Annotated in this window: 14 protein-coding genes and 1 other RNA gene; 5 read left to right on the forward strand and 10 right to left on the reverse strand. The window is 54.7% G+C overall.

The genetic code is table 11. The annotated features are described in order from the left end of the window. The 5 genes from OGX81_RS12135 to luxS all read left to right on the forward strand — a co-directional run. Positions 1–77, forward strand: a non-coding RNA gene (locus OGX81_RS12135) — RtT sRNA; the annotation flags it as partial. 118 nt (positions 78–195) lie between these two features. Next, positions 196–762, forward strand: a complete 567-nt coding sequence (yqaB, locus tag OGX81_RS12140) for a fructose-1-phosphate/6-phosphogluconate phosphatase (RefSeq protein ID WP_047461727.1) — start codon at positions 196–198, stop codon at positions 760–762. After that, positions 759–1,187, forward strand: a complete 429-nt coding sequence (locus OGX81_RS12145; protein ID WP_012134802.1) for a YqaA family protein — start codon at positions 759–761, stop codon at positions 1,185–1,187. The genes yqaB and OGX81_RS12145 overlap by 4 nt, the downstream gene beginning before the upstream one ends. Before the next feature lie 73 nt (positions 1,188–1,260). Further along, positions 1,261–2,817 carry a glutamate--cysteine ligase gene (gshA, locus tag OGX81_RS12150; RefSeq protein WP_104868278.1) on the forward strand — a complete coding sequence of 519 codons (1,557 nt, stop codon included), beginning with the start codon at positions 1,261–1,263 and terminating at the stop codon, positions 2,815–2,817. Positions 2,818–2,978: 161 nt separating this feature from the next. After that, positions 2,979–3,494: an S-ribosylhomocysteine lyase gene (luxS, locus tag OGX81_RS12155; RefSeq protein ID WP_012134800.1), complete on the forward strand. Its 516-nt coding sequence runs from the start codon at positions 2,979–2,981 to the stop codon at positions 3,492–3,494. Positions 3,495–3,859: 365 nt separating this feature from the next. Here the strand turns inward: luxS and emrB are convergent, their stop codons facing one another. The 10 genes from emrB to nrdF form a co-directional block, all read right to left on the reverse strand. Then, a complete protein-coding gene (gene emrB / locus OGX81_RS12160; protein WP_012134799.1) occupies positions 3,860–5,398 on the reverse strand; it encodes a multidrug efflux MFS transporter permease subunit EmrB in 1,539 nt (512 codons plus the stop codon). A 16-nt stretch (positions 5,399–5,414) separates the two neighbouring features. Continuing rightward, positions 5,415–6,587 (reverse strand): multidrug efflux MFS transporter periplasmic adaptor subunit EmrA, encoded by a 1,173-nt coding sequence (gene emrA / locus OGX81_RS12165; protein WP_024130884.1) that lies wholly within the window; start codon positions 6,585–6,587, stop codon positions 5,415–5,417. A 128-nt stretch (positions 6,588–6,715) separates the two neighbouring features. Further along, positions 6,716–7,246, reverse strand: a complete 531-nt coding sequence (gene mprA / locus OGX81_RS12170) for a transcriptional repressor MprA (RefSeq protein ID WP_012134797.1) — start codon at positions 7,244–7,246, stop codon at positions 6,716–6,718. A 90-nt stretch (positions 7,247–7,336) separates the two neighbouring features. Then, positions 7,337–7,672: an L-valine transporter subunit YgaH gene (gene ygaH / locus OGX81_RS12175; RefSeq protein WP_047461737.1), complete on the reverse strand. Its 336-nt coding sequence runs from the start codon at positions 7,670–7,672 to the stop codon at positions 7,337–7,339. After that, entirely contained in the window at positions 7,662–8,399 is a 738-nt protein-coding gene (locus tag OGX81_RS12180) for an AzlC family ABC transporter permease (protein ID WP_012134795.1), read from the reverse strand. Before OGX81_RS12180 ends, ygaH begins: the two co-directional genes overlap by 11 nt. Positions 8,400–8,523: 124 nt before the next feature. Beyond that, positions 8,524–9,708, reverse strand: a complete 1,185-nt coding sequence (locus tag OGX81_RS12185) for an MFS transporter (protein WP_104868280.1) — start codon at positions 9,706–9,708, stop codon at positions 8,524–8,526. 191 nt (positions 9,709–9,899) lie between these two features. After that, positions 9,900–10,895, reverse strand: coding sequence for a glycine betaine/L-proline ABC transporter substrate-binding protein ProX (gene proX / locus OGX81_RS12190; protein ID WP_012134793.1), 996 nt, complete (start codon positions 10,893–10,895; stop codon positions 9,900–9,902). A 189-nt stretch (positions 10,896–11,084) separates the two neighbouring features. Further along, entirely contained in the window at positions 11,085–12,149 is a 1,065-nt protein-coding gene (proW, locus tag OGX81_RS12195; protein ID WP_047461746.1) for a glycine betaine/L-proline ABC transporter permease ProW, read from the reverse strand. Further along, positions 12,142–13,344, reverse strand: a complete 1,203-nt coding sequence (gene proV, locus OGX81_RS12200; RefSeq protein WP_012134791.1) for a glycine betaine/L-proline ABC transporter ATP-binding protein ProV — start codon at positions 13,342–13,344, stop codon at positions 12,142–12,144. The genes proW and proV overlap by 8 nt, the downstream gene beginning before the upstream one ends. Positions 13,345–13,698: 354 nt before the next feature. Next, on the reverse strand, positions 13,699–14,658 hold the full coding sequence (nrdF, locus tag OGX81_RS12205; RefSeq protein WP_012134789.1) for a class 1b ribonucleoside-diphosphate reductase subunit beta: 960 nt from the start codon (positions 14,656–14,658) through the stop codon (positions 13,699–13,701). Positions 14,659–14,668: the final 10 nt, after the last annotated feature.

Consider the following 14,668-nt stretch of genomic DNA (forward strand, 5'->3'; position numbering starts at 1 on the left):
GCACCAGGGAGGATAACGTTGCTTCAGCAACGGCCCGTAGGGCGAGGCGCAGCCGAGTAATCCTCCCGGATGCACCATCTTCTCCTGAATACCTCCATTACCTCTCTACCCTGAACAATCCTCATTTCTCTGTCAGCGACAAAATCAGTCAATTACGATAAAGTAACATCTGGTCATTTGGTTTGTGAGAACACGATGTACGAACGTTATGCGGGTTTGATTTTTGATATGGATGGCACCATCCTGGATACCGAGCCGACGCACCGTAAGGCGTGGGACGAGGTATTAGGGCGCTATGGTCTTCGCTTTGATCTGCAAGCGATGGTGGCGCTTAACGGTTCTCCAACCTGGCGTATCGCGCAGTCGATTATCGAACTGAATCACGCCGATCTTGACCCTCATGTGCTGGCGCAAGAAAAAACTGATGCAGTGAAAAGCATGTTGCTGGATAGCGTAGAGCCTCTGCCGCTGGTTGAGGTGGTCAAAGCCTGGTATGGCCGTCGACCTCTGTCGGTGGGAACGGGCAGCGAAAGCGCAATTGCCGAAGCGCTATTGACCCATCTGGGGCTGCGTCGTTATTTTGATGCAGTTGTCGCTGCGGATCATGTTCTGCACCACAAACCCGCGCCGGACACGTTCCTGCTGTGTGCGGAGCGTATGGGCGTTGTGCCGACGCAATGCGTCGTGTTTGAGGATGCGGATTTCGGCTTGCAGGCAGCACGCGCGGCGGGAATGGATGCCGTGGACGTTCGACTATTGTGAGTGACGGGCTGTCGCTCCTGTCACTGTTTGCCAGCAGTTTTCTCAGCGCCACGCTGTTGCCCGGTAATTCCGAAGTTGTTTTAGTTGCCATGTTAGTCTCCGGGGTAAGTCATCCCTGGGTCTTAGTCTTAACAGCAACAATGGGTAATAGCCTTGGAGGGTTAACTAACGTTATCCTTGGGCGTTTTTTTCCGTTGCGCAAAACATCGCGCTGGCAGGAAAAAGCCACTGGCTGGCTTAAGCGCTACGGTGCAGTCACACTATTATTAAGCTGGGCGCCGGTTATCGGTGATTTGCTGTGCCTATTAGCGGGATGGATGCGCATCTCGTGGGGGCCAGTGCTCTTTTTTTTATGCCTTGGTAAAGCGTTGCGTTACGTTATCGTCGCAGCCGCTACGGTTCAGGGCATTATGTGGTGGCACTAATTGTGGGATAGACATTTACCGTCACCATTACAATTATGCTAATTAAAACGATTTTGACAGGCGGGAGGTCAATTTGATCCCGGACGTATCACAGGCTCTGACCTGGCTGGAAAGGCATCCTCAGGCACTAAAGGGGATTCAACGCGGGCTGGAGCGCGAAACGCTGCGTGTTAACGCTGATGGCACGCTGGCAACCACGGGTCATCCTGACGCGTTAGGCTCGGCGCTGACGCACAAATGGGTCACGACAGATTTTGCTGAAGCCCTGCTGGAGTTTATTACCCCGGTAGACGGCGATATTCAGCATATGCTCACATTGATGCGTGACCTGCATCGCTATACGGCCAGAAATTTGGGTGATGAGCGAATGTGGCCGCTGAGTATGCCTTGCTATATTGCTGAAGGGCAGGATATTGAGCTGGCGCAGTACGGTACGTCAAATATTGGTCGTTTGAAAACGCTTTATCGGGAAGGGTTGAAAAACCGTTACGGCGCGTTGATGCAAACTATCTCCGGCGTACACTACAATTTTTCGCTGCCGATGGCATTCTGGCAGGCGAAGTGTGGCGTCGTGGACGGGGAAGATGCGAAAGAGAAAATTTCCGCAGGTTATTTCCGCCTGATCCGTAACTATTACCGTTTTGGGTGGGTCATTCCGTATCTGTTTGGCGCCTCTCCGGCTATTTGTTCCTCATTCTTGCAGGGCAAACCCACCACGCTGCCGTTTGAAAAAACGGACTGCGGTATGTACTACCTGCCGTATGCTACGTCGCTGCGTTTGAGCGACCTGGGTTATACCAATAAGTCGCAAAGCAATCTTGGAATTACGTTTAACGATCTGCATGAATATGTGGCAGGATTGAAGCGCGCGATCAAAACGCCGTCCACGGAGTATGCGGAGATCGGTCTGGAGAAGGACGGTAAACGCCTGCAAATCAACAGCAACGTGCTACAGATTGAGAACGAGCTGTATGCGCCGATCCGCCCTAAACGCGTGACGCGTAGCGGAGAAACGCCGTCAGATGCGCTTCTGCGCGGCGGGATTGAATATATCGAAGTGCGTTCGCTGGATATTAACCCGTTCTCGCCTATTGGCGTGGACGAGCAGCAGGTGCGTTTCCTGGATCTGTTTATGGTCTGGTGCGTACTGGCCGATGCGCCGGAAATGAGCAGCGACGAGCTGCTGTGTACGCGCACGAACTGGAATCGGGTGATTCTGGAAGGGCGTAAACCGGGGCTGACGTTAGGGATTGGCTGTGAAACCGCGCAGTTCCCGCTGCCGAAAGTGGGTAAAGATCTGTTCCGCGACCTGAAACGTGTGGCGCAAACGCTGGACAGCATCCACGGGGGAGAGGATTATCAGAAGGTATGTGATGAACTGGTTGCCTGTTTCGACAACCCGGAACTGACGTTCTCAGCGCGTATTCTGCGCTCGATGATTGATACCGGGATTGGCGGCACCGGCAAAGCGCTGGGCGAGGCTTATCGCAATCTGCTGCGCGAAGAACCGCTGGAAATTTTGCGTGAAGAGGACTTCATTGCTGAGCGTGAGGCGTCAACGCGTCGTCAGCTTGAGATTGAAGCGGCGGATACTGAACCGTTTGATGCGTGGCTGGAAAAGCACGCCTGACAGAAAACCTGACAGAAAAGAAAAAGGCCACTCGTGAGTGGCCAAAATTTCATCTCTGAAAACAGGGATGATGATAACAAATGCGCGTCTTTCACATACTCAGACTCGCCCCGGAACGAAGAGTTCAGTTTATTTTAAAAAATATTATCGGAGGTGGCTAAATGCCGTTGTTAGATAGCTTCACAGTCGATCATACCCGGATGGAAGCACCAGCAGTCCGGGTCGCGAAAACGATGAACACCCCGCATGGCGATACCATTACCGTGTTTGACCTGCGTTTCTGCATCCCGAATAAAGAAGTGATGCCTGAGAAGGGTATCCACACGCTGGAGCACCTGTTCGCTGGTTTTATGCGTAATCATCTGAACGGCAACGGTGTTGAGATTATCGATATCTCCCCGATGGGCTGCCGTACCGGTTTCTACATGAGCCTGATCGGTACGCCTGACGAACAACGTGTGGCAGACGCCTGGAAAGCCGCGATGGCTGACGTGCTGAAAGTGAAGGAGCAGAATCAGATCCCGGAGCTGAACGTTTATCAGTGCGGTACGTATCAGATGCACTCTCTGAGCGAAGCGCAGGATATTGCACGTCATATTCTGGAACACGACGTTCGCATCAACAGCAACGAAGAGCTGGCCCTGCCGAAAGATAAATTGCAGGAACTGCATATCTAGTCGAATGCAATACCCGGTGGCGCGATGCTTACCGGGCCTACAACGTGTGTTCTGTAGGCCGGATAAGGCGCCGCCGCCATCCGGCATTATGCCCGGTGGCGCGATGCTTACCGGGCATACAACGTGTATGTTCTGTAGGCCGGATAAGGCGAAGCCGCCATCCGGCGTTATGCCCGGTGGCGCGATGCTTACCGGGCCTACAACGTGCGCGTTCTGTAGGCCGGATAAGGCGCAGCCGCCATCCGGCGTTATGCCCGGTGGCGCGATGCTTACCGGGCCTACAATGTGCGCGTTCTGTAGGCCGGATAAGGCGTAGCCGCCATCCGGCAAAAAAAAAGCCAGTTCATGATGAACTGGCTTTTTTATTAATGCGCGCCTCCACCGCCGCCGCCCGCGCCGAAAGGTGGTTTGGCGAACCAGACCAGCCCAAGCAGCACGAGGAAGATCCCGGCCGACATCCAGAAGATCTCATTGGCGGAAATAATCAGCCCCTGATTGGTAATCTGCTGGGCGATCCAGCCTGACGCCTGCTGCTGCGTCATCCCCAGCCCCTGTAGCTGATCGTACATCGCCTGGGCATTGGGGTTGTACGGATTCACCGACTCGGTCAATTGCGAATGGTGCATCGCTTCACGGTTGGTCCACATGGTGGTAGTGATTGATGTGCCAATTGACCCCGCCAGCGTTCGCGTAAAGTTAGACAGACTCGACGCCGCCGCCAGACGCTCAGGCGGCAAGCCGGAGAGCGTGATGGTGGTGAGCGGCATAAAGAAGCAGGCTACGGCGAAGCCCTGAATAAACTGCGGCCAGGCCGATGCGCCGAAATCCATACCCGGCTCAAACGTCCACGCACGCCAGTAAAAGCAGACGGCATACATGATAAAGCTGAACGTGACCAGCCTGCGCATATCCAGCTTGTGGGCGAAACGTCCGATAATCGGCGACAGGATCACCGGGATTACCCCGACCGGCGCTGAGGCCAGGCCGGCCCACGTCGCGGTATAGCCGTATACCTCCTGCAACAGCTGCGGTAACAACACAATCGCGCCGAAATAGAGCATATAGGCGAGACTGATACACAAACAGCCAATCGTGAAGTTACGCGACTTGAACAAAGAGAGGTCAACGATTGGGTTATCGTCGGTCAGCTCCCAGACAATCAGGAAACTGATGGCAATGACGGCGACCACGGTCAGGATGATAATCTCTTGCGAGGCGAACCAGTCCAGCTCTTTCCCGCGGTCAAGCATGATCTGTAGACTGCCGATACCAATCACCAGCAGCGCCAGGCCGATAGCGTCGATACGTCGCTGCTCGGTGCGGGTCTCGCGACCGCGCAGGGTTTGCAGCGTCATCAGCACGACCGCAACCCCAATCGGCACGTTGATGAAGAAAATCCAGCCCCAGTGATAGTTATCGCTGATGTAGCCGCCCAGTATCGGGCCGCAGATCGGCGCGACAATCACCGTCATCGACCATAGCGCCAGCGCGATAGAACGTTTTGCGGGAGGATAGTTATTCAGCAACAGGCTCTGTGAGAGCGGGATTAACGGCCCTGCGACGACACCCTGAACCACGCGGAAGAAGATCAGCATGTTCAGACTGTTGGAGACCCCGCACGCCCATGACGCAATGGCAAAGGCGACGGTTGACCACATGAACAGCTTCACTTCCCCGACGCGTTTCGCCAGCCAGCCGGTAATCGGGATGGAGATCGCGTTCGCCACCCCGAATGAGGTGATAACCCATGTCCCCTGGCTCAACGATGAGCCAAGGTTCCCGGCGATGGTGGGGATCGCCACGTTAGCAATGGTGGAGTCCAGCACCTGCATGAATGTCGCCAGCGACAGCGCAATCGTCATAATGACCAGCTGCGCGCCTTCCAGCGGTTTTTGCTGTTGCATTACACGCACCTCAGGATTATCCCGCGTTGGCCTGCACAATCTCTTCGATCAGCTTATTGACCGGAGCGAGATTAATTTCTCGTGCGTTACTCTCAGAAACCGGGGTACTACGAACCTGGCTTGCCAGCACCTGTCCGTCGCGATTCGACGTATCCACGGTGACGAGGGTTGATAAGCCGATACGCAGCGGATGCTGCGCCAGTTGCTGCGCATCCAGTTCAATACGTACAGGCAAGCGCTGCACGACCTTGATCCAGTTGCCGGTCGCGTTTTGCGCCGGAAGCAGGGAGAAGGCGCTGCCTGTCCCCATATCCAGGCCGACAACCTTACCGGTGTATTTCACGTCATCGCCGTAAATATCGCTGATGACCGTTGCCGGTTGGCCGATACGCATATGGGCGAGCTGCGTCTCTTTGAAGTTCGCGTCCACCCACAGGTTGGTGGCAGGCACGACCGCCATCAGCGGCGTGGTCGGGCTAATCTGCGCGCCAGGCTGTACGGCTCGGCGGGAGACGTAGCCGGTCATCGGGCTGACGATTTTGGTACGTTCCAGCGCCAGCCAGGCGTTGCGCACTTCCGTGGCCGCCTGTTGCACGGCAGGCTGATCTTCCAGCTTGCTGCCGAGGATCATCGCCTGGTTTGCGTTATATTGTTGAATTGCCACATCCAGCTGCGCCTGCGCGCTGGCGACGGCATCACGCGCGTGTTGCAGCTCTTCGCGACCAATCAGGTTCGCATTGCCCAGCGGCACGCGACGATTAAAGTCGCTTTGCGCCTGTGCCAGTGCGGTTTTCTGCACTTCAATGCTGGCCTGGAGCTGCTTGCTATTGATCATCAACTGGTGCGTCTGGCGAACGCTGGAGGCCAGCGCCGTTTTCGCTTTTTCGAATGCCTGTCTGGCATCCGTCTGGTCGAGCGTGACCAGCACGTCGCCCTGTTTTACAAAGTCAGTGTTATCAGCCCAGACTTTCGTCACGCTGCCTGATACCTGCGCCATGATTTGAACCTGGTTCCCTGCCACGTACGCATCATCCGTCTCTTCGATATGACGCAGTACTAAAAACCAATAAATCCCATATGCCACGGCAATTGCGATAAAGAGCAAGGTTAAAAGGATTAGCGCGCTTTTACGTTTGCCATTCTTCTTAACCGGTTGCTGCGGGGTTTGAGTCTCCGCATTTGCGCTCATGTTGTTCTCCACGATCTTATTTTTCATATCGGCTGGGCCGACGTTTTTGTCAGAAAGGCCAGCAGTATGACGTGCTGGCCTGTCAGTTTTTTCTTTTATAAATCTGGATGATTGAGCGTGTCGACGCGTTAGCGTAGCGCCTCAAGAACGGCGCCATCCTGATCCATCTGATCGAGACGCGTCAGGAGCTTACGAGTGATGTGCTCAAGTTGATCTTTTTCGGCGGTGCTGAGAGAGGACCATAGCTGGTGCAGGCAGTGATGCTGAGGCGGTAACACCTCGCGCAAAAACGCGTGACCTTTCTCAGTCAGTTGCAGATGCAGGCAGCGACGGTCGTTATCGCTTTCACGACGTTCGATCCAGCCGCGTTTCTCTAACTCATCTGCGATACGTGTTGCGTTGGTACGGGACGAACCCAGCGCGCAACTCAGTTCAGATGGCTGAATACTGTGGTTTTCCTGAGACTCCAGCGTAATCAACGCCATAAACAACGTCTCGTTAATCCCTTGAGCTTTCAGCATCTTATTGCGGTTTTCCAGCAGTTTGCCTTGCATATGCATGCAAAGGCGGGTCAGAAGGATCTCCTGGTAAGGAAACTCTTCGTGGCGGCTGGCGCGAAATTTTAGCATTTGTTCAATGGGCGTAAACGAACTATCCATTTGGGCATGACCTCATTAATTTCAGCCGATATAGTAACGACAGTGACAAATAAAGTAAATGTATTATTAATTTAAAATGATTCTTTTGGGTTATAAAATGACCCCTATCTTCCAGGCGAGTCCATAGCCCAGAGCGCTCAGTAGCGTTGGGATGATGATGCTGCGCGTCTTGTAGAAACTGACGCCCAGGACGGCAAACCCGACCAGCGTCGGAATGAACCGGCTGGCGTCGTGCATCACTTCGGGAGCCGTAGACACCACCAGCAGGGCGCAGATGGATGCGATGCCAATGGTGTCGAGCAACACGCCCGTTGCGCCGCGCCTGGCGGGACGGGTGTTTCCCATTCGCAGACGAAGCGGTAAATAACGAAAACAATAATTGGCGCAGCCAACCAGCAGCCCCAGCAGCAAAACCTCATAACTCATCGGGCGCTCCTTGCCAGAACGACTGGATCAAGGCGGTCAGACACCCGCTGGCGATACCCGCCAGGATAGCCGCAGGAATGGAAAACAGCGTGACGCCTGCCAGCGCGCCGATTAACGCCGCCGTGACGCACAGCGTTTGTTTACGTTGAAAAGAGGCGAGCAAAAAGCTCATAAACAGGGCTGGCAGCATAAAACCTAATGCCGCCTCAACGGCGGGGAAGCCTTTCAGCAATCCGCTCCCGGAAAATGCGCCAATGACCGTGCCGAGCACCCAGGAGGCCCAGGAGCAGAACGCGATGCCGATCATCCAGTTTTCACTCCAGCGGCGGTTATCCCGCACCAGTTTGGCCGTGGCGGCAGCAAACACTTCATCGGTGAGACCAAATGCCCACAGGGCGGTTTTAGGTTTACTGAGCCGTTGACTGATGCGACTACGCAGGGAAGGGCCGTACAGCACATGGCGCACGTCCATCGCCATCACGGTCAGCGCGGCGACCCATAATGTGCTGCCCGCCGCGAGCATGGTGGTGATGACGAACTGGCTGGCGCCTGCGTAAATAATGCAGGAGAAAAAAACGCTTTCGAGGGGAGTAAAGCCCAGACGGGTGGCGTTAAGGCCAAACGCAAACGCCACCGGAATATAACTTATGACTATCGGTAAACTGTCTTTGAATCCTTCCGTTAATGTTGCCGGACGGGGCTCAGACTGGGGTGCAGGGCTTTCCATAAGATTATCTGATTCGTCACCGATGTTAAAATAACCAGCATAAATGAATCATATAACCTTAACAGAGTGGGGGACGCCTTAACACCCTGGGGAGCTCAATCAAAGGTAAACGCTTGCCATCTGCTTAATTTGCGGCTTCTTGTCGGTGAAAACCTCGCCACCAGACCAGCAGATTGAGCGCGGCGACGGTGGTACCGGCCAGACAAACGCCGGCCCAGCCGGCATGCTGCCAGGCCGATGCCGAAATCAACGAACCGGCGGCGCCGCCGATAAAGTAGCTGGTCATATACCCGGCGGTGAGCCGGTTACGCGCATCCGGGTGGACGCGGTAAATCACCGTCTGATTGGTGATGTGTACGCCCTGCACGGTGAGATCCAGCACCAGGATGCCAATAATCAGCGCCAGCACGGAGCTGTGTCCGTACCAGATAGCCAGCCAGGAGAGCAACAGCAACAGCAGGCCGAAAGTCGTGGTGAGATGAGACTTCCCTTTATCGGCAAAACCGCCCGCTGGACGTGCGCCCAGCGCGCCAGCGGCTCCCGCCAGACCAAACAGCCCAATCATCCCTTCGGAATAGTTAAACGGCGGCGCGGCCAGTAAAAAGGCCATTGATGTCCAGAGAATGCTGAAGTTGGCGAACGTCAGGCAGCCTAACAACGCGCGGGTGCGCAGGAGGCCGTCGTGGATAAACAGGCTGAACACGGAACCCAATAGCTGCGGATAGTTAAGATGCGTTTCTGATTTCACCTTTGGTAAACCGCGCCACAGCGCGACGGCCATCAGCGCCATCAGCACAGAAGCGACCCAGAAGACGGTGCGCCAGCCGCCAAGATTCGCCAGCAATCCGGCAACGGTACGCGCCAGTAAAATCCCCAGCAGCAGGCCGCTCATGATGGTGCCGACCACTTTGCCGCGCTTATCCGGCGTGGCGAGCGTCGCAGCCAGCGGCACCAGGATTTGCGCCACGACGGAGAACAGCCCGGTGAGCGCCGTGCCGAGAATCATCATACCGAGCGACTGACTGCAGGCGGTTATCAGCATGCCGCCTGCGGCCAGCAGCGTCATGGAGACGATGAGCGTCCGGCGCTCGAACATATCGCCCAGCGGCACCAGAAAGAGCAATCCGGCGGCATAGCCCAACTGAGCGGCGGTAACGATAAAGCCCGCCGAGCTGGCGGAAAGCGAGAAATTGTTTGCGATAGTATCGAGCAGCGGCTGGGCGTAATAGTTACTGGCGACGGCCAGGCCGGTTGCCACGGACATTAAAACAATCAGCGCCGGGCTAAGCCCGTGAGTGGATTTGGTCATTATTTTGAGTCAGATATGATTTCCTGGGGTATCAATCATAGCGGATGTTTATGAATGTGAGTGGTTTGTTGAGTGATGGATTGTGCGGTTGAGGTAGGGCGTATAGGCCGGATAAGGCGCATCGCGCCACCATCCGGCATTGGTGTGGTTACTGCGCCTGATGGCGCGCAGCTTTAAGGCCGACGAGTGGGTTATTTCTGCGCGGCCAGCGCTTCTTTTACCCAGCCGTCAAACTGCTGCTGGTGGGCTTTGATCCAGCCGTCAACGTGACCCTGAACATCGGCCTCGGACGATTTGCCTTCATGCATCATCGCGTTCTGCGCGTTGATATCCGCCAGCGGTACCTTCATGATGGCGAACAGCTTCGCCGCCGCCGGGTTTTTCTCTGCCCAGGCTTTGTTGGCGACAATGTGCATGGTGTTCACCGGGAAGCCATAGTTCGCGCCGTTCGGCAGTTTAGTATCAATGTCTTTCTGCTCGCCCGGCAGGGAAGAGAACGGCACCTGCAACCAGACAACATCTTTACCCGGCTTCATCACGTCGCTCACCCAGTACGGCGTCCAGGTGTAGTACAGAATCGGCTTGCCTTCTTTGAAGCGGGTGATGGTGTCGGCCATCATCGCGGCATAGTTACCGTGGCTGACGTCGACGGTTTTTTCCAGATCGAACGCTTTGTTCTGGTGGTTAATCACCGCTTCACAACCCCAGCCTGGCGAACAACCCATCATGTCAGCTTTGCCGTCGCCGTTGGTGTCAAAGATTTTGGCGATTTTCGGGTCTTTCAACTGGGCGAGGTTAGTGATCTTGTACTGCTCAGCGGTTTTCTTGTCGATCAGATAACCCTGCGCGGCGCCCGTCACGAATACCCCCTCGCGATAGAACTTTTTGTCTCCGCCCGCAGCGGCGTACATATCATCATGCAGCGGCTGCCAGTTCACGGCGGTAAAAGTTGCATCGCCAGAGGCAATGGAGGTGTAACCGACGTTGTAATCAACTTCGCTTGGCTTATTAACGGTATAACCCAGTTTCTCCAGCGCGCGGCTGACCAGCAGCGTCTGGAAGGTTTCTTCGGTGATGGTGCTCTGCACCGGCTGTACGGTAACGCCTTTGCCCGGCAGGTCGGCAGCGAATGCGCTGGTAGAGACAAGGGTGGCAAACGCTGTGGCAAATAGAATGTTATGTCGCATCGTTGTTCCTTATTACACTTCATCTTCCAAGCTGCCTCTTTGTTAGCTGCACTCATGCACCCCGGTCACGTACTGCGTGTACGCTCCTGGGGATACATTCGTTTGCCGCCGCGATGCAACTTGAACGATTTTGTGTAAGCTAATGAATTGTAGACCCGGTAAGCAATGCGCCACCGGGCAACGGGTGAATTACTTAACGAAAGGGCGAGTGATAAGCCCAACGGGACCGGTGGTATACCAGCGGCGGTTGCCACGGCTGCGCGAGTCGCGACCAACGGCCTGGGTCAGGCGGTCCAGAATGATAGCGAGGATCACAATACCGACCCCGCCGACGGTCGCCAGCCCCATGTCGAGGCGGCCAATGCCACGCAGCACCATCTGACCAAGCCCGCCGACGGCAATCATAGAGGCGATCACTACCATGGAGAGGGCAAGCATGAGCGTCTGGTTAACACCCGCCATAATGGTGGGCATGGCCAGCGGTAGCTGTACTTTAAACAGCATCTGACGCGGACTGGCGCCAAATGAGCGTGAGGCTTCGATCAAATCCGCCGGAACCTGGTTAATCCCCAGAATGGTCAGACGCACAATCGGCGGCAGGGCAAAGATAATGGTCACTACCACCCCCGGCACGTTACCGATACCGAACAGCATCACGATCGGCACCAGATAGACGAACGCAGGCGTTGTTTGCATCGCATCCAGCAGCGGGCGGACAATTTTCGCCGCACGCGGACTGCGCGCCAGCCATATCCCCAGTGGCAAACCGATGACCACGCAGAACAGCAGGGCGGTCAGCACCAGCGCCAGGGTAATCATCGCCTGTGACCAGGCGCCAATCGCGCCGATGGCAATCAGGGACACCAGCGTGGCGGCCCCCATCCCCAGGCCGGAGATCTGCCAGGCGATCAGTGCGAAAATGATAATCGCCACCGGAGCTGGCATACCCAGCAACAGCTGCTGGAAGCCATTGAGAATGTAATCCACCGGTACACGGATGCCCTGGAAAACGGGGCGGAAATGCGTAACGACCCAGTCGATCCCTTCAGTGACCCAGCTGTCCAGCGGGATCAGCGTCTTATGGAACGGGTCCATAATATTAAAATGTTCTGGCGCAGGCGCAGGCGCGCTGGTCAGCCAGTCTGCGCCGCCGCCATCGGCAGGCGCGCCCGAAGGCGTTCCCCAGGCGTCGGCGGATTGCGCGGCGCTATCCGCCGCTGGCGCGGTATCCCACGGATTAGTTTGTTCAGCCATTGTTTGCCCCCTCGCGATCTAAAGCCTGTAGCAGCATGCGTTTTGAAATAATGCCGACATACTGTTGTTCCTCGTCGACAACCGGCACCGCACAAGGCGCCTGGCCAACATGAGAGAGCAACTCGCTAAGAGGTGTTTGCGCATCCACCGCCAGTGACTCGTCAATAAGCGCTGCTTCAATACCTTGCGCCTGGCTTAATGCCGCTTTTAATGAGTCGATGGAAACAATGCCGACAAACTTATTACCGCGTTCAATCACATAACCAAATTCACGGTCTTCATCCTGCAATAATTTCAGTGCGGAACGCGGACCAAAACCTGGCGTTTTACGAATTAATCCCACCGGGCTGCGGCGGGCAATATCTTTGGCGCTGAACACCTGGCTAATATCGACCCCACGGAAGAAGGTGCGGACATAATCATTCGCCGGGTTATTCAGAATTTCATCTGGCGTTCCCACCTGAACGACTTCGCCGTTTTGCATAATGGCAATACGATCGCCAATACGCATCGCTTCATCGAGATCGTGGGAAATAAAAACGACGGTACGCTGATGTTTTGCCTGTAGTTTTACCAGCTCATCCTGCATCTCGGTACGAATTAAGGGATCGAGCGCCGAGAAGGCCTCATCCATTAACAGAATGTCAGGGTTGATCGCTAATGCGCGGGCCAGACCGACACGCTGGCGCATACCGCCGGAGAGTTCATCCGGGTAGCCGTGCGCATAATTCTCCAGCCCCACCTGGCGTAAGGCATCCAGCGCTTTTTCACGGCGCTCTTCAGCGGCAACGCCGGCTAATTCCATGCCGAATGCCGTATTATCCAGTACGGTCATGTGCGGCATTAATGCAAATGACTGGAAAACCATCGCAATTTTCTTTCTGCGCACCTCGCGAAGCTCGGCGTCAGATATTTTTGCAATATCAACGCCGTCGATCAGCACTTGCCCGCGGGTGGGTTCAATCAGGCGATTGAGAAGGCGTACCATTGTGGATTTACCCGAACCGGATAATCCCATGATGACAAAAATCTCGCCTTCTTCAATGGCCAGACTGGCGTCTTTAACGCCAAGCGATAGCCCTGTTTTATCCAGAATTTGCTCTTTCGAAAGTCCTTTTTCAATATATTTGAAAGCTCGCTGCGGATGCTCACCAAATATCTTATAGAGATTCTTAACTTCTAATTTAATTGCCATGCAATAGAAAGATTCCTGTTATTTATTATGTCGATACGATACCTGATAGAAATAGTCACCTTTTTCTACCCTAACATACTGAGAATCTGAGACAACCCTGAATTTTCCTCAGGCACAAATATTGCCGGAGGCCATTTGCCGGGATTTCCCATGATATAAGGGCTGAGCGGGAGTGGGGGGAGAGCGATATTTTTTGTAACGACCACCGAAAACGCGCCTGAATTGCTGAAATTCAGGCGAATAATGTGGCAGATATTGAGTGTAGATCACACAGAAATAATTGTGTGATAAAAACGTGATCCCGTTAAAATATTATCGCGGAAGTGTGATCGATATTTACCGCGATAATCGCCGTCAAAAATTCCAGTCTTCGTCTTCGGTTTCGATGGCTTTTCCCATCACATAGGAGGAGCCTGAACCGGAGAAGAAATCATGGTTTTCATCCGCATTCGGTGACAGCGCAGCAAGTATGGCAGGATTGACCTCCGCCATTTCTGCGGGGAATAACGCTTCGTAGCCCAGGTTCATCAACGCTTTATTGGCGTTGTAACAGAGAAAGGCGTTAACGTCTGCCACCCAACCGGTTTCGGCATACAGTTCTTCCGTATAGCGAGACTCGTTGTCATACAGCTCCATCAGCAAATCAAGGGCGAAATGCTTCAATTCGTCGCGTTCGGATTCCGACAGTTTCTCCAGCCCTTTTTGGTATTTATAGCCGATGTAATACCCATGTACCGCTTCGTCACGAATAATCAGACGAATCAGGTCGGCGGTGTTGGTCAGCTTGCCCCGGCTGGAAAAATACATTGGCAGCCAGAAGCCGGAATAGAACAGGAAAGATTCCAGGAATACGCTGGCGATTTTCTTTTTCAGCGGATTGTCGGCGGTGTAATGTTGCAGGATAATCTGCGCCTTGCGTTGCAGCGGCGCATTTTCCTCACTCCAGGCATAGGCCGCGTCTACGTCTTTCGTCTGGCAAAGCGTAGAGAAAATCGAGCTGTACGAGCGGGCATGTACCGCTTCCATAAAGCTGATGTTTGACAGCACCGCCTCTTCATGCGGCGTCAGCGCGTCCTGCATCAACGCGGGGGCCCCGGCGATATTCTGAATGGTGTCGAGCAGCGTTAATCCGGTAAACACGCGGATGGTAAGCTGCTGCTCGGCGGCGCTTAGCGTCTGCCAGGCGGGGATATCATTGGAAAGCGGCACCTTTTCCGGCAGCCAGAAGTTGCTGGTCAGGCGGTTCCACACTTCCAGGTCTTTATCATCCTGAATCTTGTTCCAGTTGATGGCGCTCACGCGTGATAGTTTCATCCTGCTCTCC

Source organism: Citrobacter sp. CK206 (assembly GCF_030333125.1).
GTDB lineage: Bacteria > Pseudomonadota > Gammaproteobacteria > Enterobacterales > Enterobacteriaceae > Citrobacter_B > Citrobacter_B koseri.

Coding starts and splice junctions, on each gene's coding strand:
- proV (WP_012134791.1), bottom strand. CDS start 13,344: ATGGCAATTAAATTAGAAGTTAAGAATCTCTATAAGATATTTGGTGAG.
- OGX81_RS12180 (WP_012134795.1), bottom strand. CDS start 8,399: ATGGAAAGCCCTGCACCCCAGTCTGAGCCCCGTCCGGCAACATTAACG.
- proW (WP_047461746.1), bottom strand. CDS start 12,149: ATGGCTGAACAAACTAATCCGTGGGATACCGCGCCAGCGGCGGATAGC.
- emrB (WP_012134799.1), bottom strand. CDS start 5,398: ATGCAACAGCAAAAACCGCTGGAAGGCGCGCAGCTGGTCATTATGACG.
- ygaH (WP_047461737.1), bottom strand. CDS start 7,672: ATGAGTTATGAGGTTTTGCTGCTGGGGCTGCTGGTTGGCTGCGCCAAT.
- OGX81_RS12185 (WP_104868280.1), bottom strand. CDS start 9,708: ATGACCAAATCCACTCACGGGCTTAGCCCGGCGCTGATTGTTTTAATG.
- nrdF (WP_012134789.1), bottom strand. CDS start 14,658: ATGAAACTATCACGCGTGAGCGCCATCAACTGGAACAAGATTCAGGAT.
- emrA (WP_024130884.1), bottom strand. CDS start 6,587: ATGAGCGCAAATGCGGAGACTCAAACCCCGCAGCAACCGGTTAAGAAG.
- proX (WP_012134793.1), bottom strand. CDS start 10,895: ATGCGACATAACATTCTATTTGCCACAGCGTTTGCCACCCTTGTCTCT.
- yqaB (WP_047461727.1), top strand. CDS start 196: ATGTACGAACGTTATGCGGGTTTGATTTTTGATATGGATGGCACCATC.
- luxS (WP_012134800.1), top strand. CDS start 2,979: ATGCCGTTGTTAGATAGCTTCACAGTCGATCATACCCGGATGGAAGCA.
- mprA (WP_012134797.1), bottom strand. CDS start 7,246: ATGGATAGTTCGTTTACGCCCATTGAACAAATGCTAAAATTTCGCGCC.